The following is a 21,489-nucleotide window of genomic DNA, read 5'->3' on the forward strand; positions in this document are numbered from 1 at the left end:
ACAAAGTTAGATTTGAAAATATCTTTTTGAAGTTATTGTTTTTAATTTTATTTTGCTAATTGTTTCAATGTAAATTATGCAGGTTTTATTTATATGCCCGCAACTGTATATCAAAGGCTTTGCTTAAAAAAGGAATCATTCAGTAGAAAAGATTTACGGCGAATTGCAAATTGGATTAATTCCATTTATGTCAAAAAATTTACAGCCGAACTCCCCAAAGTAGAGCAGCAGGAAGGCAACAGAATATTTATGGTTTATCTTTATCCCGATGAAATGATACCTATTATGGACAACATAATTGATAAATTTTACAGGCAAAAGGAGTTTATTGCAAAAAAACATTCAAATTATCTAAAATCACTTAAAAACAAAGATGAGAAAAAACTTGAAAAAAAGAAAAATTTCGATAAAAATATAAATGATAAGCAAATCAAAAAAAATATTAGTAAAAAAGATTATGATAATAAGAAAAACAAGATTGAACAAGTAAAATCAAACAAAATTGAAATCCCAACTGTTACAACTTTAAGAAAACGTAAAACCCCTCCACAGATAATCGATACAAAAGGATATAACTAAAATTTGCCGTCAAAAATAATACCTTTGGATACTTGAATATCTTGAAGTTTGCCATTTCGATTAAATACAACGTATTTTTCTATTTGATTTGAATTTTCTGGAAACATTTGCTTGAAAAAGTTTCGTTCTGATTTTGTAATAATTTCTTGGGAATTATTAGAATCTGCTAATTGATTTTGCTTTAAATTGTTTTTTCTTAAAGCAACTCCATTATTGGTAAGTTGTTCGTCAATACTCGTTGAATAGACATCTCTGTATTTATTCAGTAAATTAACTTTCATAATAATTCAAAGTATAATTCAACATCATAATTATCGGCAAAAAGAACAAGAACTTAAACTTTGTGTCAAATTTCAAGCGAATTCCGTGCCACATTTTTTGCAGCAGTTATGACACCAGTATTTGCTTCGAAACCACGTTGAGCTGAAATCATCTCAACCATTTCAGTAACAATATTAACGTTTGGATAGTGAACATAGCCCTGCTCATCGGCATCGGGATGAGTGGGATCGTAGACCAACCTATCTGGAGAATTATCTCGTGCTGTCCGGGCTTTAAGGACACTGTAATCGGGTGGATAAGTTCCCAGCTTGGCATTAGGAGCGTGGTCTGGACTTGTTCGCTTTAATTCGATTTGTTGCTGCACTTCTTCCTCAAAAGGGCTACCGGGGATAGCACGGACAACGACGACTTCTCTTTTGTATGGTTTGCCATCAATGCCTTTTGTAGTGTTTGCATTGGCAATGTTGTTAGCAACAGCAGAAAGTCGGATACGCTGAACACTCATACCCTGGCCACTGATAGCAAACGAAGCAAAAATATTTTCTGGCATAATCACTCTCCCCTATTAAACATTTTGTGCCGGATTCCCTGTTATTGCAGAAGAAAGACCTCTAAAAAATCTTGCCATTTGTTGAGAAACGAACTGAAATCGAATTTGATTCTTCGCCAATTCTGACATTTCTTTGTCAATATTAACGTGAGTTTCACCTGAAAAATATATTTCTGGTTCAGGAATTGGAGTAGGACTAATTTCTCCTTCAACTTCATTTGGAGACTTACCTATGGGAATATGTTTTTCGTCCGAACTACTGCCTTTGAGAACAACATCCTGTCTTTGAAATAGTTCTTCGAATTTTACCATTTCTGGTCTATAATGAGGAGAATTAACATTAGTTATGTTTTTCGAAATAGTCCTTAATCTCAATGCATACGCATCAAGCGCCCTATTCATCAATGGAACACGATTTTTAAATAAATGATTATTAAATATCATTTTTTACTCACAATATTATTACTAAAAAATTATGAACAAAAGAAGTGCCAAAATATAAATGGGAAAACAATGATTTTCTAACTTCATTTATTATAAAAGATTGCAAAAAGAAAGCAGCATATATATGTTAAAAATAACTGCAGATTTATAAACAGTGGCTAATTTTATACACTAATTATTCAATTCTTTTTTTAAGTATAGCCAGGTGTAACCTTTTTTCAACTCTGCAATTTTTTCGGGAGGGCCAACGGCTAATATTTCACCACCATTTTCCCCACCTTCTGGGCCTAAGTCAATGACCCAGTCAGCTGTTTTAATTACGTCAAGATTGTGTTCAATGACAATGACAGTATTACCTCTATCAACTAATTTGTGAAGCAGTTCAAGCAATATTCGAATATCTTCGAAATGCAAGCCGGTAGTTGGCTCGTCAAATAAGTATACAGTTTTTCCGGTGCTCACTTTAGAGAGTTCGGTTGCAAGTTTGACACGTTGAGCCTCCCCTCCTGACAAAGTAGGAGCTTGCTGTCCAAGTTTGACATAACCAAGCCCAACATCTAAGAGAGTTTGAAGTTTATTTTTGATTTTAGGTATTTCATTGAAAAATATTAGAGCTTCTTCGACAGTCATATCAAGGACATCAGCAATAGACTTGTTTTTGTATTTAACTTGTAACGTTTCATCATTATATCGTTTTCCATTGCAGGTGTCGCAGATAACATAGACATCAGGCAGAAAATTCATCTCAATTTTCTTCAATCCAGCACCTTCACAATCTTCGCATCTTCCGCCTTTTACATTGAAGGAAAAGCGCCCTGGTTTATATCCGCGAATTTTTGCTTCCGACAGAATCGAGAAGAAATCTCTAATCAAAGTAAAAAGTCCTGTATAAGTAGCAGGATTTGAGCGTGGAGTGCGTCCAATTGGAGATTGGTCAATTTCTATGACTTTATCAATATATTCCAATCCTTCGACTTTCTCGAAAGGAAGCACCTTATATTTTGTTTTATAGATATGATTGGAAAGCAACGGATAAAGAGTTTCGTTAATTAAAGTAGATTTTCCAGAACCACTCATACCGGTCACACAGATAAATAATCCGAGTGGTATTTCCAATGAAACATTTTTTAAATTATTACCTTTTGCACCAAATAATTTAATAAACTTTCCATTAGGTTGTCTACGTTGATTAGGAACTTCAATTTTATTGATTCCTTTTATATATTTAGCTGTAAGTGATCTGCTAAATTTACCATTTTTTGAAAGTTTCAATTCATTAATGTTTGCTGAAACTACCAATTCACCTCCGTGAATTCCAGCTCCGGGACCTAAATCAATAATGTAATCGGATTGCTCTATCATTGACTTATCGTGTTCGACAACAATAACAGAATTGCCTAAATCTCTTAATTTTTTAAGAGAGTTGATTAATTTATAGTTGTCGTGTTGGTGCAGTCCGATGCTTGGTTCGTCCAATACATACATTACACCAACAAGCTGTGAACCAATTTGAGATGCTAACCGAATACGCTGAGCTTCACCACCAGATAAAGTTTTAGAGGAACGTCCCAATGTTAGATAGGATAAACCAACATTTTCTAAAAATTCAAGTCGCGTGATTATTTCTTTAATAACAGTGTTTGCGATAATCTTGTTTCTTTTATCGATATAATTTGTTAAATCTCTGAAAAATGAAAGTGCTCTGGGGATATTCCATTGAATAATATCTTTAATACTGTGATTATTGATTAGTACGTTTATACTTTCACTTTTTAATCTACTCCCTTCGCAGACATTACAGGTTCTGTATTGCATCACATCTTCAAGCTGAGCTGAGCTAATTCCAGCTAAATTAGTCCTTAATGTTTTTATCATTTCATATAAATTGTTAAGAGTAGGGATAATTCCTTCAAAAACATTTAGGTTATAGCCTTTATTTGTTTTAGAATTCTTTTGAAAAAGTTCATATTTTTCGAAAAGAAGGAATTTTTTTTCACTTTCTTTAAGTTCATTCCAAGATTTTTTGATTGAAATATTATTTTCATAACAAACATTAATCAAAACTGAATATAATTTTTCAGATTCACTTTTATTAAATATTGCCAATGCACCTTCTTCGATAGATTTATCAGGATGAAGCACAACAGTATCTTCGTAAGCAGAGAAAATTTCGCCAATGCCATTGCAATTTGGACAAGCACCATAAGTGGAATTAAATGAAAAATTGTTGGGAGATAATTCCTGAAATGAACGACCACAAGAGGGACAAGTATTATGTATTGAAAAAAGTTCATCGGAGCCAAAGACGCCGTTACCATAGTTGATTATTAATATACCATCGCCATATTGCAATGCTAAATCGCATGACTGAGAAAGTCTGAAAAATGAATTTTTGTTTACAGTAAGTCTATCTATTACAACATCTATATCGTGTTGTTTATAGCGTTGCACCCCAGAAATATCAGATAAATTAATGATTTCACCATTAATTCTAACTTTTGTAAATCCATTGGCAATTAACTGCTGAAAAAGTTCTTTATAAATACCTTTCCTGCCACGAATAATTGGTGCAAAAATAGTTATTTTTTGATTATTATACTTGTTGAGAATACTATTTTTTATTTGTTCATCAGTTTGTTTTTTGACAGGAATATTGCAACCTGGACAGTATTGCGTTCCAAGTTTAGCGAAAAGCAATCTCAAATAGTCGTAGATTTCGGTTACAGTCCCAACAGTTGAACGTAGGTTGTGAGGAATAGTTTTTTGTTCAATGGAGATTGCGGGAGACAATCCCTCAATTAAATCTACATCGGGCTTTTTCATAACACCTATGAATTGTTTAGCGTATTGCGATAAACAATCGACGTAGCGTCTTTGTCCTTCAGCATAGAGAGTATCAAAAGCCAAGGTAGATTTGCCTGAACCAGATAATCCTGTTATTACAACTAATTTTTCTCGAGGAATATCTAATGAAATATTCTTTAAGTTGTGTTCTCTTGCACCGCGAATTATTATATCTTTTAATTCATCATCTATTATTGTTTGTTTTTTCATAAAAAAGCAGTAGAAAAATACTTAACAACCAAATAAGTGTAAAGAGACGAAAATATTGAAAGACTATTATTATTCGCATCATTCAAGTGATGCTTTTATAATATTCAATACTAATAGTGTTGATTGTTCCAAATCTTCTATTGAACCATTATTTTTTATTGTGAAGTCGGAAAGTTCTTCTTTTTTGCTAATTGGGATTTGTGAGTTAATTCTTTTTATAGTTTCCTGCTCTGAAAGGTTATGCCTTTGCATACCACGTTGAATTTGGATTTTTGGGTCGCAAGAAACGCAGATAATATAATCAAATCCCTCTTGCAATGCTGTTTCAAAAATCAATGCACTTTCGACAAAGGCTAATTGATTGCCAAGTTTTACTAATTCGTATAGGCGTTTTTCCATTAACTCAATTACTTTTGGATGAACAATTTTGTTAAGCAAATCTAATTGTTCTTGATTATTGAACACTAAATTACTTAAATATTGGGTATTTATCGAATTATCTATATTGAATGCTTCCCTACCAAAGCAATCAACTATTGCATTGATTACGTTTTTATCATTTGTCATAACTTCTTTTGCTATTAAATCTGTGTAAATTACAGGATAGCCTTCATTTTCGATGATTTTTGCAACTGTGGTTTTCCCTGTTGCAAAACCACCTGTAATTGCTACAATTATATGCTTATTCATTAATTTTTCCTATGGGAAATGATACAATTATTTTGGTGCCCTTGTTTTCCTGGCTTTCGACTGAGATTATGCCTTTATGCAAATCAACAATGGATTTAACAAGAGATAGTCCAAGACCTGTCCCCTGCACTCCAACCTTTTTTGCATTTGGTGTTCTATAAAACTTTTGAAAAATATTAGGGATTTGTTCCGCTGGGATTCCTATCCCATTATCTTCGACAATTAAAGTTGCAGAATTTTGTGAATTATTGAGAAATATTTTAATTTTACCACCATTTGGAGTGTATTTAATCGAATTATCTAATAGATTTATTATAACTTGTTGAATTTTATGTTTATCACCATTTATAAATACCTCGTTATCGATATTTTTAAAAATCTTGATATTTTTTTCTTCTGCAACTATTTCCATATCCTCGCAAATATCATTGACAACATCACTTAGATTTACTTTAGAATAATTCAATGAATGATTTGAATTTTCAGCACGGGCTATTTCAAGAACAGTTGATACTACATTAGACAGACGAATCACTTCATCCAAAGCACTTGCAACAACTTCCTGATAATCTTCGACTGTTTGAGCAGAATTCAAAGAGAGTTCTAACTCTCCTCGAAGAATTGTCAGCGGCGTTTTAAGTTCGTGAGAAGCGTCATAAGCAAAGTTTAGTATCTGATTGTGTTTTTTCTGGCATGCGGAGTAGAGTTTGTCCAAAGAATCGACGAAGAATTTAAATTCATCTTTATCTCTGATTTCAGATAAATCAAAGTTTTCTAATTGGCTTTCAGCAATTCTATCCAACACTTCTTTTACTTTTTTGGTTTGAGAGTGACCAATAAATGAGATTACAAACAACAATAAAACCAAAATAGCCGCAATAATTGGTATTCCAATAAAAAATATTCTACAAATTTCACTCAGAAAGAATTCAAAACGAGATAAAGAATATCCGATAGAAATATTACCTACATCACTTTTCATAATAAATAACCTAAGTTTGCTGTTTTCGAAAGGAATTATTGCAAAAACAGTATCGCCAATTTGACCGGATAAATTTTGGCGAAAAATAAATTTAGGCACAGTATCATATTTTTCGATTTCTTTAGCGTAAGTTTTGAGTTCTTTAAGCTCTTCTTTGGAAGGAAGGATTGGCAAATTAAAATCGTTTAAATTACTGCTTTTCCATATAGTCGAGTTATCTTTGCCGTAAATTTGAATGAAATACATTTTAGGGTTGAGAGAGATCGACTCGTGAATATTTTTAAGTATTTCAAGATGTTTTAAATTGTCGTCAATTTTAGAGCTATCACTTACTTTTAAGTTATATATATTTAAATATTTTTCAACACTTTTAGCAGATAAATACAAATTGCTATCGAGGTTATCATAAAACCAATTTTCTATATAACTATATATCCCGTAAGAAAAACCCGCAAAGGTAATAGTAACAAAAGCGCTATAAATAATCAGTAATCTGTTTCTCATAATCTATTTTACTTATTCCTATTGCATATTTGAACAATAATTTTAGAAAGATATTTTTTTTAATTAATTTAAAAGTTAAGAAAATTAAAAATAAAATACTATTATTCAAAATTTTGTTTGATGAATAAAAAGCAAAGTAAAATAAAACGGTTCCTGCTTTTATTAACTTACATAGTTTTGTCAATACTTGTTTGCATTTCATTATTTATTGTGTTTTTATCGTATAATTCTAATTTCCGACAATATATAATTTCTCAAATTACTAACATTGTTAATACACAGTTGCTTGCTAAAATAGAGATTAAGGATATTCATTTAATTGGAGTTGGCGGAATAAAATTAGATGAAGTTAGACTTATCACACAAACCGATACACTTGCAAATGTAAATAGTATATTGATAGATTTTTCATTGAAATCACTTTTAAAAAATAAGATATTTGTCAGCAAAATTGTGTTGAATGAACCTCGAATACAACTTTTGAGAAGAAAAAGCGACTCAACCTGGAATTATGACCGAATTGCAGAAGCATCAAACGACACTACGCATACTAAATCCAAATTGCAAATAATTACTAAAAGCATTCAAATAAAAAATGGTAGATTTTGCTATATCGATTCACTTAAAGCAATCCCTACACCAATGAAATTTAACTCAAATAATTTTATTTTAGAAAAGCTTAATTTGAAATGTAATTTTGAAGGGGATTTATATAAAAAATCTTTCAAGAGTAAAATTCAGAATTTATCTGCTTTAGATGTCCCATCTGGAATAGCAATTGAGAAATTGCAAGGGAATTTTTCAATTGATACAAGCTCTCTCGTTGCAGATAATTTAATTATCAACACAAATTTCTTTAATGCAAATTCGCAGTTATCAATAAGGAACTGCAATTTATTATCAAGCGACAGCAATATTGAAAAAGCAAATTTAAGGTTAGAACTATATCTTTCAGATTACAACAATGATTTTGTCGAACGATTTACAGATTTATCAATAAAGGTATTGGGCAAACACGATATACAATTAAGTGCCTCTGGCACTTTTGAGCTGCTTCATATAAACGAACTAAACTTGCTGACAGAAAACATTGAACTATATATTAATGGTCAAATTGCAAATGTATTAGATGAACCTTTATTTAATATTAACATTGTTGACTCAAAAATTGATAGATATTCTCTAAACAATATCATACCAAAAATATCTGGGGCGTTGCCTGAATTTAAGAATTCATACTTTAGAAGTATTTCAGTGAAAGGTAACGAAAAGCAAATTTCTTCTAATTTTGATATTAGAGTTGATAATGGCAGTTTATTAGGAAAAGCAGAGTTTATATTGACTAAGCCAATTAGATATAATTTGAATATTTCCACAAATAGCATTGAGTTAGCTTCAATAATTCCTGAAAGGTTAGTTAAAGGGAATTTGAATTCTCAAATTTCAATTGTTGGTGAAGGGACATCACTAAATGAGTTAAATGCCGCTGTAAATTTTAATTCGAGCAATTCTACAATTGAAGAAATTTCATTTAACAAATTAGAATTAGTAGCGAATTACAAAAATAATCAACTTGAAATTGGCAGGTTCTTTGTTCAATTTGAAAATGATACAATTACAAACAGAAGTATTAATATTACTGGCAGCGCAGACCTAAAAAACATTGAACATCCAGAATACAAATTGGATATTTTCATAAACTCTTTAAATCTCAAAAAGCTACTGAAAAACGATGCTTTACCTGATTTAATTACGTCTGAAATGAAAATTCAAGGCAACAACTTCGATATTGATTATGCTGTTGCTAATATTAACATTGACATAAAAAAAATTAGGAATGAGAAAATCTCTTATAAGCCAACAAAAATAAGTCTGGGATTAAATTTTAATGAACGGGACAAATTATTTGAATTAGAAAGCGATTTTGCTGAAATTAAATTAGTTGGAAATTTCTCAACGTTAAATATTTTTGAAAACATTGCAAAACAATTTGAGTTTATAGGGCAAAAATTAAGTAATGATATTTCATATTCAGTTAAGTTTTATAAATCCCAAGATACAGTTGAAATCAATTATCCCAAGCTATTGCTCGATAGCAATAGCTACATAGATTTATTTCTCAACTTAAAAGATTTATCGTTTATAAATTTGTTTTCCTCAGGAATTATTTTTTCGGGTGCTGTTTATAGTAAATTAAATTATTTTAATAATTCAAGAAATTCATATTTATCAGTCGATACACTGAAACTTGACAACTTTAATATATTTAATGATGATTTTCATTTCTCGATATTAAATTCCGATCTCAATTTAGTTTATAATGTTAATGTTGATAGCCTGCACAATCCATCACTATCTTATATCGAAGTAGAAATAAGTTCCGACAGTTCTGTATTAATTAATAAAAATCTATTAGATAAAACGAATATTAATGTTTATTATGCTGAGCAAATGCTGAATTACAAAATTCGGACAGACTACAATAGAGCGTATTCAATTTTTTCGTCAGGTGCAATAGATTTTTCTACAAAATTTGTTACTATTACTGCTGATAGCTTAGCAATAAAATATAAAGAACAAATGTGGACAAACAATAGAACTATACAATTTACAATTGCCGACAATTTTATCAATATAGACAATTTTGAAATTGAAAGAAAGGGTTTTGAAAAATTATTGTTATCAGGAACAGTGTTCAACAACAGTGCCGAGAATTTGAATCTAACCTTGTCAAACTTAAATTTAAGTGAAATATATCACTTATTTGAGCATAAAATTCCTATCGAAATTGATGGTGTAGCAAATTTGTCAATTAATTGTGAAGGATCTTTGTTAAATCCTGATATTTCAATCAAAAGCAACATTAATAATCTATCAATAGAAAAAAACAAATTAGGCAATTTAAGCCTGGATTTAATAAGCAATAATGGAATGTTTAAAGGTGGCGCAACTCTTTCAAATCAATCAACAAAGCCGATAGAAATTATTGTTCGAAGCTTGCCCATATATATTGGTACAGATACAACCAGAAAAATTTTCGACGGAAACAAATTATTTGAAATTAATGTGTTTGCCAATAAATTATCATTAGCACCATTTGCAAAATTTGCCCCCAATATTTCCCAGTTGCAAGGCACAACTAATTTTAATGCAAGAATTTTTGGATATTTACCTGATAATATAAACTATTCTGGGAATCTTGAAATTTCTGATGGATATTTTATTCTTGATAATACTAACATTGCATATAGAGCAAACGCTCAGGTATCTTTTTCCAACAAGTTAATCAATATTGAAAAAGTATTATTGAGAAATACCAACAGAGATTTAAAAGATGGAAAAGCAGAAATTTCAGGTTATGTTAGATTAAATGAAAACGGAATAGGCTATATCGATATAAAAGCAAGTACCGACAAAATACTGGTATTAAGCGATGCCTCAAAGAAATCATTACCTAATGTTTTTGGTAATTTAGTAATTGGCACAGAAGACGATTATATCAGATTTTTCGGGACAATGCAGGAACCCAATATTGAGGGCAGTCTTATAATTATTAACGCTGAACTCAAAATGCCGCAAACACAGAGCAAGCAAATTGTAAAGTCAAATTTCACATACGAAATAAAAGATAGTAAACGCATATATAAATTATCAAACGAGCTTGACACAACACGTGTTTCTGCTAATATCCAGAATAATGAACCTGATTTTATGGAACTAGTAAATTTTGATGTTAGGGCAAAAATAAAGAATTTTTCATTGCTATTCGATATGGGAGCAATTGGTGAAGTTTATGCTAAAATTGGCACAAAAGATCCTTCTATACCAATTCGATATTTCAAGAATAGGAATGAGCCAATGCCACGAATATATGGTGGAGAGTTAGAAGTAAAAGAAGGTTCAACTGTAAAAATTTTCAGAACAATGGAAACAAAAGGTTATATTTCGTTTCCAACAGGTTCTATTGAGAACCCAACTTTGGATTTACAAGCAAAGTATGAAGGCAAATACACAGAAAAGAACACAACTAACTATTTTACAGTATTTGTGTATATTACAGGGACAAAGGAAGAACCTAAAATCAAGCTTGATTATACATTAAATGGGAATTCGCCTGTAGGTGATGCTAAGAAAATAGAAGAAGATGCGTTCATTCTGCTTGCTACTGGAAGACCAAGAGGAGTTCAAAACACAAACAATGCATTTGGTGTGGGAAATTTATTTGATGAAAGTATTAATATGGGAATTTCCCAACTTGCTTCAAAATCTCTCACTGACTTGCTGTTAACAACCGGTGTAATTCAAAGCGCCGATGTCAAATTCGAAGGCGAAGGAATTGAAACAGCAACAGTTAATTTTAGTGGTTCAATATTTGGTATTGGGAATTGGACGATAGGTGGAAATATTTATGATTTTTCTAATCTTGAAATAAGCTTCGAGGTCCCAATTTCTGTAAAGTCAAAAGCATTTAATGATATTATTTTTCAAATAAGCCGTTCAACAAATTCGAGCATAACAAACCAATTGCAAGATCAGAAAGACTTTGAAATGAAAATTAAATTAGGTGGAAGTTGGTAATGGAATGTATTTATTTACCTGAATTATCAAAAACTGCACAAAGTATTAAGATAACTGATAGCGAAGCTAAGCATCTTAGAGCATTACGAATTAAAGATAACGAACGAATCCTTATTACTAACGGAAAAGGAATAATTTGTCAGGCATCAGTGAACCGAGAAAATAAAGACGAATACATTGCCTTTGTTGAACATTTTTTTGATGAAAATTATGGCGAGCTGCTAAGAAGTATTGCTATTGGTGTGGGAATTTTGCAAGATAGAGAAAGATTTGAACTGATAATAGAAAAATCTGTTGAATTAGGAGTTTCACAATTTTTCCCTCTAATAACAGATTACTCTCAGAAAAAATCTTTGAACACCTTACGTCTTCAATCAAAAGCAGTTGCTGCAATGAAACAATGCAAAAGATCACGACTTCCCATAATTTATGAACCAGTTAGCCTAAGTGATATTACAAAATTCCACTTCGAGAAAATAATTCTCGCAGACGAAAATGGAATAAAACCAAGTGTACCTCAATCAAGTAAATCAATTTTGCTTCTGGTCGGACCAGAGGGTGGCTTTTCCTTGAAAGAAATCGAATATTTGAACAAACTACATATAGAAAAATGGCGACTTGCTAATAGACGCTTAAGAAGCGAAACAGCAGCAATATTCGGATTATCGTTATTAAACTTATTTTAAGTAGAAAATACGTCTTTTCATTAATAAATATAGTTTTTTCACAAAATCATCGATATTCGATGTTTCAATATAATCAACACCTAATTTTTTTACATATCTAGTGATTTCTTTTGGTTGGTTGTTGGAAGCATTCTTGTTTGAATCGATATATCTAACGCAGCCTATTTCGCTATCTTTGATTAATAAAATAGCATTATCCCATTGAAGATTAATCTGTTCCAAATTAATAATTATAGTATCAAATTTTGTGCAAACAAGTTTAAGCAAATCGAAGTAATTATCAGCATAAAAGTCTGAAATCAAAAAAACAAGTGTCTTTTTATTAAAACTATTATAAAGAAATTCAAGAGCCGGAGCAATGTTTGTTTGAGTTTTTCGGCAATTTTTGTTAATAATCTCGTTTATTTTAAAAACAATTGATGGATTATTTCTAGGGGATGAATAGCTTTCCACCTTATCGGAGAAAGCAATATATCCCAATTTATCACCATTAGAGAGAACTATATTAGACAAGATAAAAACTATATTTTCGAGCAACTTGCTATCGCTCTTATTATCTAATGAGACGTAAATTGAAGGGCTAATATCGAATACAATCACAACGTCTTGAAGCCGTTCTTCTGTAAAAACTTTTGTGTAAATTTCAATATTACGTGCTGTTACTCGGCTATCGATATATCTCGCGTCGTCACCTTCTTCGTAAAGTCTTGACTGCAAATAATCCTGACCTGCCCCTTTAAAAGCAGCTTTATAGACACCGTATAATTGGGATAATAGTATAGATTTTGGTTGTAGTAATAACCTCTGAACATATTTATTTGCATTAATATGCATAAAATATTTATTGAGAATTAGAAGCAGGTAGCAAAATAGTAAATGTAGTGCCTTCACCTAATTTGCTTTCAACTGTGATTTTACCTTTGTTCTTTTCGATAAAATCTTTACAAAGTATAAGCCCTAATCCAGTGCCTTGTTCATTGTTTGTTCCTGGTGTGGATTTATAAGAATCAATTCTGAAAATATTGCCTACAAATTCTTCGCTCATACCAACACCATTGTCTTTTATTTCAATTTTGACATAATTATCATTTGTTGGTGCTGCATTTAATTCTATTTTCCCACCACAATTGGTAAATTTAAGGGCATTGGACAATAAATTACGAATAACAGTATTAATCATATTAAGGTCGGCATAAACTGTTAGGTTCTCAGGCACATTACTAACTAAGGAGATATTTTTTTCTTTTGCAATATTTTGCAATAAATCGAAATTTTGAGAAACGACCAAAATAATTTCGAATTTAATTGGATTAAATTCTATCACACCGCGCTGTAATCTCGACCATTGAAGTAGATTTTCGAGTAATCTATATAAGTTTTTGGCAGAATTATATAAATCAACTGACATTTCGCGAATTTCATCAGAGGACAAATTTTCAAACTCTTGAACAAGCAATTGGGAATAACCGATTAAATTTTGAAAAGGACCTTTTAAATCGTGAGCAATAATTGAGAAAAATTTATCTTTGCTCGCGTTCAATTCTTTTAATCGCTCTTCGGATTCGACTAATTTCGCATTAAGTTGTACAAGTTCAGAAGCATTTTGTTCAATAATTTCCTTATTAAATTGCATCTCTTCAATTAACTTCTTAACTTGCTCTTCTGCTGTAATTTGTTCGGAAATATCCCTAACAAAGCAGCAGTATGAGATATGTCCACCATCAATTACCCTACCTAAAGACAATTCAGCAGGAAAAACTTGCCCATCGGTTTTACGAAGATTTAACAAAAATTTTTTATAAAATAATTTATCTCTATCAATATTCTTAATTTGCACAAGCTCTTCAAAAAAAGAAGACTTGTCTCGTTCATCAATTATTAAATCAAAAAGTTTGCTCCCAAAAATATTTTCTGCTTTTAAAGAAAATTGGATTTCAGCAGCTTTGTTAAAATAATTCACTTCAAAATTTTCATTAAGATAGAAAATAGCATCTTTTGCATTATTAAAGATAAGCTCGTAGATTTTAATATTATCTTCTAAGGATTTGACTTTTTCAAGTTGTTCTTTTACTTTTTGAAACTTTTTAATCTGGTAATCAATTTGAACTTTTAATTCTGAATGAGATATATTTTTTGAGATGAAACCATCAGGTTCGACAAGTAAAGCACGTTCAACAATTGAATTTTCAGTATGAGATGTCAAGAAAATAATCGGGCAGTTGTATATTTTTTTGATTTTTGAAGTTGCTTCAATACCATCTATTTCACCTGCTAATCTAATATCCATTAATATCAAATCTGGGCAAAAATCTAACACAAGTTTTAAAGCTTCCTCGCCGGTAATACAAGTTGCAGTAATAAAATTGTGCCTTTGTAGGAAAAAGCTTAATTGTTGTGCAATAATTTCGTTATCTTCTACTATTAATATTTTGCGGCTCATAATAAAAATAACAATAGGTTTCATTTTCAATCATAAATTAACATTTATACGTGAAAAATACAATACATTTTCTTATTAACAAATAATTGAGAATTATAAATATATTTATTAAATAATCGTTTATATTTTGTTTGGATGTGTAACTAAATTATATTTTGAAGGTATGGAAAAAAGAGATTATTATGAGGTTTTAGGAGTATCAAGAACTGCATCAATTGATGAGATTAAATCTGCATATCGCAAATTAGCTATGAAATATCATCCTGATAGAAATCCAGGAAATCCTGAAGCAGAAGAAAAATTCAAAGAAGCAGCCGAGGCTTATGATGTACTTAGCGACCCTGATAAAAGACAAAGATATGATACATATGGTCATCGTGGGATTGGGAATAGTGGAGCAGGGTTTTCGGGATATACAGATATTAATGATATATTTTCAAGGTTCAGCGATATTTTTGGTGGAAGTATTTTTGATGACTTTTTCGGCACTTCAAGCAGAAAAAGATCCCAGAAGAGAGATATGGGCGAACGTGGTTCGGACTTGCGAGTTAGGTTAACATTAACTTTAGAAGAAATTGCAAATGGAGTTGATAAAACACTTAAAGTAAAAAAAATGGGGCGTTGCGAAGCCTGCCAGGGTAGTGGGGCAAAATCGAATAGTGGGTATGCAACGTGTCCAACTTGTGGAGGAAGTGGTGAAATCAGACAAGTCTCACGTTCGGTTTTTGGCCAGTTCGTAAATATTTCCTCTTGTCCGAGCTGCGGTGGGTACGGACAAGTAATAAAAGAAAAGTGTGAGATTTGCAATGGTGACGGGAGAGTAACAGTCGAAGAAACAATTCAAGTATCGATTCCAGCAGGAGTGGAAGAAGGAAACTATATCCCATTACGGGGCAAAGGTAATGCTGGAAGACGCAATGGACCATCTGGCGACCTAATAGTGATAATCGAAGAAAAGCCTCACGAAATTTTCACACGACAGGGAGATAACATACTTTATCCGCTAACTATTAGTTTTCCAGAAGCTGCATTGGGTGCAGAAATTGAAATACCTACAATCGATGGAAAAGAAAAAATAAAAATTAATCCTGGCACTCAACCTGGTGCAACAATAACACTAAGAGGGAAAGGAATAAAACGACTTAATTATGATAGCCGTGGGGATATGATTGTGTTGATTAATGTTTATGTACCTACAAAACTTAATGCAAAAGAAAAAGAATTGCTTAAAGAACTGGCTAAATCTGAAAATATTGTTGCAAAAGCAAAAAACAAGAAAACCAAAGATTTTTTCGACAAAGTAAAAGATACATTTTTTAGCTAATATGTAATTCAAACTGAAAAGGATATTTCTCCCATGTGGGGAAACATCCTTTTATATTATCAATCAAATAAGAATTCTACAAATTTGATGTATTTTTTCCAGCAAAGTACTTCATAAATTGAGCTCTTTCATAAGCAGCAGGATCTGCAATAGAGGATTGACTTAACTTGCCTCGGAAATCATCAATGGATGCATATCCTTTTGAATTCATCCATTTCTCGAGAGTGGTTAGCATATCTGGAACTACATCAAAACCATTTTTATATAGAGTAGAAGCAACATGAACAACTTTTGCACCTGCAAGAAGTTGCTTAATCAATCCTTCGCCATCGTGAACACCTGTTGAAGCAGCGATATCACAGCTTACTCTATTAGACATAATCCCAACCCAGCGTAAAGAAATATTAATATCATTCGGAGTACTATAAAGACTTGAAGGAATAATTTTCATTGAGTTAATATCAATATTTGGGCTGAAAAATCTGTTAAACAACGTAATACCAGCAATACCAGTTTCAGAAAGTTTTTTTATCATGTTTGCTAAATTAGTAAAGTAGTAGCTTATTTTTAAAGAAATAGGCAATTTTGTGCTTTCTTTAATTTTAGAAACAACATCAAAATACACTTTTTCATTTTCTTCGCTAGTATGATTAATATCGGAAGGAAGGACAAAAACATTGAGTTCAAGAGCATCGGCACCGGCTTCATCCACTCTTTTTGCAAATAGTGTCCAATCATCAGCAGAAATGCAATTGACACTTGCAATAATCGGTACAGAAACAAATTTTTTTGCTTGCTCTATCAAAAAAAGATAGTTCGATATAGTATCTTCCATTTCATCAATAGCAAAAAAGTCATAAATTTCCGGATACATTGTTTGAGGACGCTGAGCCTGAGCTAAGCTTTGAGCCATTTCTGCAAGAATTTCTTCTTCAAAAATTGATTTTAAAACTATTGCCCCAATACCTTTTTCATCTAATTTTTTCAAATCTTCTAAAGAATTAGTTAGTCCAGAGCTTCCTGCTACGATTGGATTACGAAGTTTCAGACCTAAATAGGTGGTTTCGAGATTTGTCATATAAATACCTCATAGAATATTAAGGAATGTAGTTGTGATAATAAACGAAATAAGTTTATTTAAAGTGTTGAAAAGAATGCTAAATAGTTTTTTCTTTTAATGTAGTTGCTTTTTTTCTAATTTTGTATAACTAACATCATTTTTAGAAACGAAGAAAAAATATGGATATTTTTTTATCATTAATTCATTGGAATGCTTCTCCTGAAATATTCAATATTGGCGGCATAACTCTACGTTGGTATGGATTGCTTTTTGCACTTGGCTTTGTTATAGGATATTTGATCATGCAGCAGATTTTTAGTAAGGAGGGGAAAACACAGAAAGACCTTGATGTACTTACAACTGCAATGGTTGTTGGAACAATTGTTGGTGCAAGATTAGGACATTGTTTATTTTATGAACCGTCATATTATTTAGCTAATCCAATAAAAATTCTTTACGTATGGGAAGGAGGACTTGCAAGTCACGGTGGAGCAATAGGCATATTGATAGCACTTTATTTTTACATCAAAAAAAGACCACATATTAATTTTTTCTGGCTTGTTGATAGGCTTGTAATTGTAACTGCGTTGGCAGGAAGTTTTATTCGCCTTGGTAATTTTTTCAATTCGGAAATATATGGAGCGCCGACAAATATTCCGTGGGCAGTTATTTTTGAGAGAGTAGATAGCGTACCTCGGCATCCTTCTCAAATATACGAAGCCCTTGCCTATTTTACTACTTTTTTGATATTACTATTTACATATAAAAACAAGAAAAGTAAGCTTCGAGCAGGTTTCAACTCTGGACTTTTTTTGATATTGGTGTTCGGATTTAGATTTTTCATAGAATTTTTGAAAGCACCACAAGTAGAGTTTGAATCGCAAATGGCATTGAATATGGGTCAGATATTAAGTGTTCCATTCATATTAGTGGGATTATATTTTTTGTTTAGGAAGTCTGAAAAATCGAATTAATTGTTTTTTTATCAAGTAATTTCTTAACTATTCCATATCTTAGTCCGTAGGCACTGACAATAACTCTATCAGAGTTAATTGCATTTAAGATTTCATATAAAATTAGTGCACCGGCTGGAAGCACATCAGCTCTTCTTTGCGGGATATTGTATTTTAATTCAATTTCACGAGAAGACATTTTAAATAAATCATCGCTTATTGTTTTGATTCTGCATCTTAATAGTTCATAGTTGTGAATTTTTTCAACATCAAAGTATTTCAAATTCAAATTGATTGATGCAAGTGATGTTGCAGTGCCAGCAACTGCGTAAACTTTTCCTTGAAATTCTCCAAATCGCAAATCTTTGATACTTTCTAAAATATGGGTTTTCATAATTTCTATTTCTGTACTTCGCGCAGGATTATGCTTTAAAAAGCGTTCAGTTAAACGGACTGCACCTAATTCGGTAGAAATTCGATAATTGATTTGGTAGTTTTCTCCAATAATAATTTCGGTGCTACCGCCGCCAATATCAATAACTAGTGCTTCGTCTGGTGTTTCGATAGTGCCAGTAAAGCTAAGTTCAGCTTCTACTTCACCAGAAACAATAATAACTTCACAACCTAAAATTTTCTTGAAAAGTTGCAACACTTCGAGGTTGTTTTTTGCGAGCCTCATTGAAGAGGTACAAACTGCGAGGGCAGTATCAACTTTGTGTTTATTCATTATTTGAACATAATCTCTAAGTATTATTTCTGCCCGTTTAATAGCGCTTGAAGAGATAAAACCTGTTTTATCAACATCTTCTCCAAGTCTCGCGATTGAATGGACATCATCAATAACCTGAAATTCGCGGGAACTTGTTCCTTTTGCGATTGTCATTAAAATAGTGTTTGTCCCAATATCAATTCCAGCATAAATGTTCATTTTACTTTGCCCTCAAATGAATTGCAACCCACTCATTTTCTTCTAATGTTTCAATATGCTCAAAATTATTATTGCAATATTGGTCTATTATGTAATTCTTGTCGTATTTCAAAATACCTGAAAGGATTAAATTACCTTTGCATTCTTTAAGTGCGGAATAAAATTTTTCGACAGTCTTATCAAGAATATTCAGAAACATATTGGCGACAATACCATTGCAGCTTGGCATAATAATATCAAAAACGTTATTTTGTTCAATAACATATTCTCCATCGATATTGTTTAGTTCGAAATTTTCGCGAGCATTCAGAACCGACCATTCGTCGTAATCGAAAGCATAAACCTTGGAAGCACCTAATTTTTTCGCTAAAATTGCTAAAATCCCCGTTCCTGTACCTGCATCAATCCAAAAATCACCTGACTTTACATTTTTTCCTAATAGCTGGCAGACAAGTTTAGTTGTTGAATGTTGCCCTGTTCCAAAAGACATTTTGGGGTTAATGATGATTTTAATATCAGTGTCAAGCTGTTCAATTTTCCATTGAGGAGCAATACCAATTTTATCATTTATTTTAATAATAGGAGTATTTTGCTCAATTTCTGCGTTCCAATTTTTGTCTTCGATTACTTCTTCGCTAATAATTTTAATATTGGGAATATATTCTTTGAGCAAATTAAGAAGTTCAAGTTTTATTCTATCGTTCCAATTATCATTTTGGAAACACACTACAATTTCATCGAATAATTCTTCTATTCCTTCAATGTTATAATTTTCAATCACAACATAGAAATATGGGAAAAATTCTTCTAAAAGACTAAATTTAACATTAATAAATTTTTTCAGCATAATAATCCAATAAAAATAATGTTGATACTACTATTAAGTAAATTGATTGTATCACTAATACACAAATATATGAAATTAACTGAACTAAAAGAAAAACTAAAAAAAGTAAAATTATTAGCAATGGACGTCGACGGGACATTAACAGATGGGAGTTTATACTACTCGGAAAATGGTGAGATAATGAAACGATTTTGTGCAAAAGATGGGATGGGAATAACACTGCTGAACAAAGCAGGAATACCAAGTGCTATAGTAACAAGTGAGATTTCGCAAATAGTAACAAATCGAGCAAAAAAATTAAAAATAGAACACGTAATATTAGGTAGTAGAAATAAATTTCAGGCAATCGGAGATTTAGCAGAGCAATTAGGTATTAGGGTAGAAGAAATAGCATATATTGGAGATGATGTAAATGATTATTTTGCTTTGAAAGGTGTAGGCTTTTCTGCTTGTCCACAAAATGCGAATGAAGCCATAAAAGAGGTTGTTGATTATGTATGCAAAAATAATGCGGGTGACGGAGCAGTAAGAGAAATTTGCGATTTAATTTTGCTTTCACAAAATAAATCATTAATTTTAGAAGAGAACTGGTAATTTTCATTTCAAAGGAGGTCAAAATGGATTTAAAAAGTGAATATTCGAAAGGCTTCGTTGTTGGTGCTATCATTGGTGGAGTTGCAGGAGCAATAACAGCATTGCTTTTAGCACCGAAAAGCGGCACTGAGTTAAGACGTGATATTGCTGATACTTCGGCAGAACTTTATAGCAAGGCAGCAGATTATTTAAAGCAAATTGAGAAGAAAGCAGAAGAAAGCTTTGTAAAAACTGTTAATGAAGGGAAAGTTAAAGCTGAAAGCATTATTGAAAGTGCCAAACAACAAGCACAAGAAATAATGAGTGGAGCAGAAAACATTCTTCAACAAGCAAAAGCAAAAGCTGTTGAAGCAAAAGAAGCAGTTGCACACAACTACGACACAATCAAAGATGCTGCAAAGGCAGGTGCTGAAGCTTTCAAAGCTGAGCTCAAAGCATCTCGTGGTAATGAATAAAAGGTGAGATAATGCTTACAGCATTAATCATTGTTGGCATTTTAGCTGGCATAGCGATAATTTTTGCTGCATTAAGTATTGTCGATTCGGTAAAATCCTATAAGATGTTAGCTGAAAATGCACAAAAGAACCTTGATAAGATTACTTCTGACACTAATGAATTGAAAACAAGATTAATTCAATCATTAGATGAATTATCTGTTGTTAAAAGTAAGCTATTAGTAGTATTGGGTGAAATAGTTGAGTTGAAAAACGATATATCTTCCTCATTGCAAAGTGTTGATAGCCTTGCAAAAACGATAGATAATTCTGCTCAAAATGTTGGAGAAAAAGTTGAAATTCTGTTTAAAAAGCTCGAACCTCTGGAAAATTTAACCAAAGTACTTTATTCAATGATTATGAACCCTGTTAATAATTCTCTTACTTTATTAAATGCCACAAAAAAGGCAATCAGTGCTTTTACGGGGAAATTATTTCATAAGTAAGTACGTTCGAGATGAATTTTTGGGATGTCAGTTGTCAACTGACATCCTTTTTAA

Annotated in this window: 19 protein-coding genes; 8 read left to right on the forward strand and 11 right to left on the reverse strand. The window is 31.7% G+C overall.

The genetic code is table 11. The features are described 5' to 3' along the window. Window positions 1–93 precede the first annotated feature (93 nt). Window positions 94–579 (forward strand): hypothetical protein, encoded by a 486-nt coding sequence (locus AC6QZF_RS07615; RefSeq protein WP_499799283.1) that lies wholly within the window; start codon window positions 94–96, stop codon window positions 577–579. Here the strand turns inward: AC6QZF_RS07615 and AC6QZF_RS07620 are convergent. The 6 genes from AC6QZF_RS07620 to AC6QZF_RS07645 form a co-directional block, all read right to left on the reverse strand. After that, the gene (locus AC6QZF_RS07620) at window positions 576–860 is read right to left on the reverse strand and encodes a hypothetical protein (protein WP_499799284.1); all 285 of its coding nucleotides are present in this window, start codon (window positions 858–860) and stop codon (window positions 576–578) included. The two genes, AC6QZF_RS07615 and AC6QZF_RS07620, sit on opposite strands and share 4 nt — an antisense overlap. Before the next feature lie 65 nt (window positions 861–925). Then, a complete protein-coding gene (flgC, locus tag AC6QZF_RS07625; RefSeq protein ID WP_499799285.1) occupies window positions 926–1,411 on the reverse strand; it encodes a flagellar basal body rod protein FlgC in 486 nt (161 codons plus the stop codon). Between the two features lie 15 nt (window positions 1,412–1,426). Next, a complete protein-coding gene (flgB, locus tag AC6QZF_RS07630) occupies window positions 1,427–1,855 on the reverse strand; it encodes a flagellar basal body rod protein FlgB (protein WP_498370067.1) in 429 nt (142 codons plus the stop codon). Between the two features lie 171 nt (window positions 1,856–2,026). Further along, complete coding sequence (gene uvrA / locus AC6QZF_RS07635; RefSeq protein ID WP_499799286.1) at window positions 2,027–4,909, reverse strand: excinuclease ABC subunit UvrA; 2,883 nt, start codon at window positions 4,907–4,909, stop codon at window positions 2,027–2,029. Window positions 4,910–4,987: 78 nt separating this feature from the next. After that, window positions 4,988–5,599: a dephospho-CoA kinase gene (coaE, locus tag AC6QZF_RS07640; protein ID WP_499799287.1), complete on the reverse strand. Its 612-nt coding sequence runs from the start codon at window positions 5,597–5,599 to the stop codon at window positions 4,988–4,990. Then, window positions 5,592–7,085, reverse strand: coding sequence for a sensor histidine kinase (locus tag AC6QZF_RS07645; protein WP_499799288.1), 1,494 nt, complete (start codon window positions 7,083–7,085; stop codon window positions 5,592–5,594). Before AC6QZF_RS07645 ends, coaE begins: the two co-directional genes overlap by 8 nt. A 120-nt stretch (window positions 7,086–7,205) precedes the next feature. Here AC6QZF_RS07645 and AC6QZF_RS07650 point away from each other — a divergent pair, with 120 nt between their 5' ends. Together AC6QZF_RS07650 and AC6QZF_RS07655 are read left to right on the forward strand one after the other, a co-directional pair. After that, window positions 7,206–11,663, forward strand: coding sequence for a hypothetical protein (locus AC6QZF_RS07650; RefSeq protein ID WP_499799289.1), 4,458 nt, complete (start codon window positions 7,206–7,208; stop codon window positions 11,661–11,663). Further along, on the forward strand, window positions 11,663–12,349 hold the full coding sequence (locus AC6QZF_RS07655) for an RsmE family RNA methyltransferase (RefSeq protein WP_499799290.1): 687 nt from the start codon (window positions 11,663–11,665) through the stop codon (window positions 12,347–12,349). The genes AC6QZF_RS07650 and AC6QZF_RS07655 overlap by 1 nt, the downstream gene beginning before the upstream one ends. Here the strand turns inward: AC6QZF_RS07655 and AC6QZF_RS07660 are convergent. Together AC6QZF_RS07660 and AC6QZF_RS07665 are read right to left on the reverse strand one after the other, a co-directional pair. Continuing rightward, window positions 12,341–13,183 carry a DUF58 domain-containing protein gene (locus AC6QZF_RS07660; RefSeq protein WP_499799291.1) on the reverse strand — a complete coding sequence of 281 codons (843 nt, stop codon included), beginning with the start codon at window positions 13,181–13,183 and terminating at the stop codon, window positions 12,341–12,343. The genes AC6QZF_RS07655 and AC6QZF_RS07660 overlap by 9 nt on opposite strands. Before the next feature lie 7 nt (window positions 13,184–13,190). Then, entirely contained in the window at window positions 13,191–14,813 is a 1,623-nt protein-coding gene (locus tag AC6QZF_RS07665; RefSeq protein WP_499799292.1) for an ATP-binding protein, read from the reverse strand. Window positions 14,814–14,952: 139 nt separating this feature from the next. Between AC6QZF_RS07665 and dnaJ the strand changes: the two genes are divergently transcribed. Continuing rightward, the gene (gene dnaJ / locus AC6QZF_RS07670; RefSeq protein ID WP_499799293.1) at window positions 14,953–16,113 is read left to right on the forward strand and encodes a molecular chaperone DnaJ; all 1,161 of its coding nucleotides are present in this window, start codon (window positions 14,953–14,955) and stop codon (window positions 16,111–16,113) included. A gap of 76 nt (window positions 16,114–16,189) precedes the next feature. On the opposite strand, the gene AC6QZF_RS07675 is transcribed toward dnaJ, so the two are convergent. After that, a complete protein-coding gene (locus tag AC6QZF_RS07675) occupies window positions 16,190–17,191 on the reverse strand; it encodes a dihydroorotate dehydrogenase-like protein (RefSeq protein ID WP_499799294.1) in 1,002 nt (333 codons plus the stop codon). Between the two features lie 161 nt (window positions 17,192–17,352). On the opposite strand from AC6QZF_RS07675, the gene lgt reads away from it, so the two are divergent. After that, window positions 17,353–18,147, forward strand: coding sequence for a prolipoprotein diacylglyceryl transferase (lgt, locus tag AC6QZF_RS07680; protein WP_499799295.1), 795 nt, complete (start codon window positions 17,353–17,355; stop codon window positions 18,145–18,147). On the opposite strand, the gene AC6QZF_RS07685 is transcribed toward lgt, so the two are convergent. Both AC6QZF_RS07685 and prmA read right to left on the reverse strand, forming a co-directional pair. Beyond that, window positions 18,122–19,054 (reverse strand): Ppx/GppA phosphatase family protein, encoded by a 933-nt coding sequence (locus tag AC6QZF_RS07685; RefSeq protein WP_499799296.1) that lies wholly within the window; start codon window positions 19,052–19,054, stop codon window positions 18,122–18,124. The genes lgt and AC6QZF_RS07685 overlap by 26 nt on opposite strands. Before the next feature lies 1 nt (window position 19,055). Further along, window positions 19,056–19,901, reverse strand: a complete 846-nt coding sequence (gene prmA / locus AC6QZF_RS07690) for a 50S ribosomal protein L11 methyltransferase (protein WP_499799297.1) — start codon at window positions 19,899–19,901, stop codon at window positions 19,056–19,058. Between the two features lie 69 nt (window positions 19,902–19,970). On the opposite strand from prmA, the gene AC6QZF_RS07695 reads away from it, so the two are divergent. From AC6QZF_RS07695 to AC6QZF_RS07705, 3 genes are read left to right on the forward strand one after another with little or no spacing between them, the layout of a single operon-like run. Beyond that, window positions 19,971–20,495 carry a KdsC family phosphatase gene (locus AC6QZF_RS07695; RefSeq protein WP_499799298.1) on the forward strand — a complete coding sequence of 175 codons (525 nt, stop codon included), beginning with the start codon at window positions 19,971–19,973 and terminating at the stop codon, window positions 20,493–20,495. Window positions 20,496–20,518: 23 nt separating this feature from the next. Then, on the forward strand, window positions 20,519–20,950 hold the full coding sequence (locus AC6QZF_RS07700) for a YtxH domain-containing protein (protein WP_499799299.1): 432 nt from the start codon (window positions 20,519–20,521) through the stop codon (window positions 20,948–20,950). A gap of 11 nt (window positions 20,951–20,961) precedes the next feature. Beyond that, on the forward strand, window positions 20,962–21,435 hold the full coding sequence (locus tag AC6QZF_RS07705) for a hypothetical protein (RefSeq protein ID WP_499799300.1): 474 nt from the start codon (window positions 20,962–20,964) through the stop codon (window positions 21,433–21,435). Window positions 21,436–21,489: the final 54 nt, after the last annotated feature.

The organism is Eximiradius sp., from assembly GCA_937127445.1.
Taxonomy (GTDB): Bacteria; Bacteroidota; Ignavibacteria; order Kapaibacteriales; family UBA2268; genus JAKIZO01.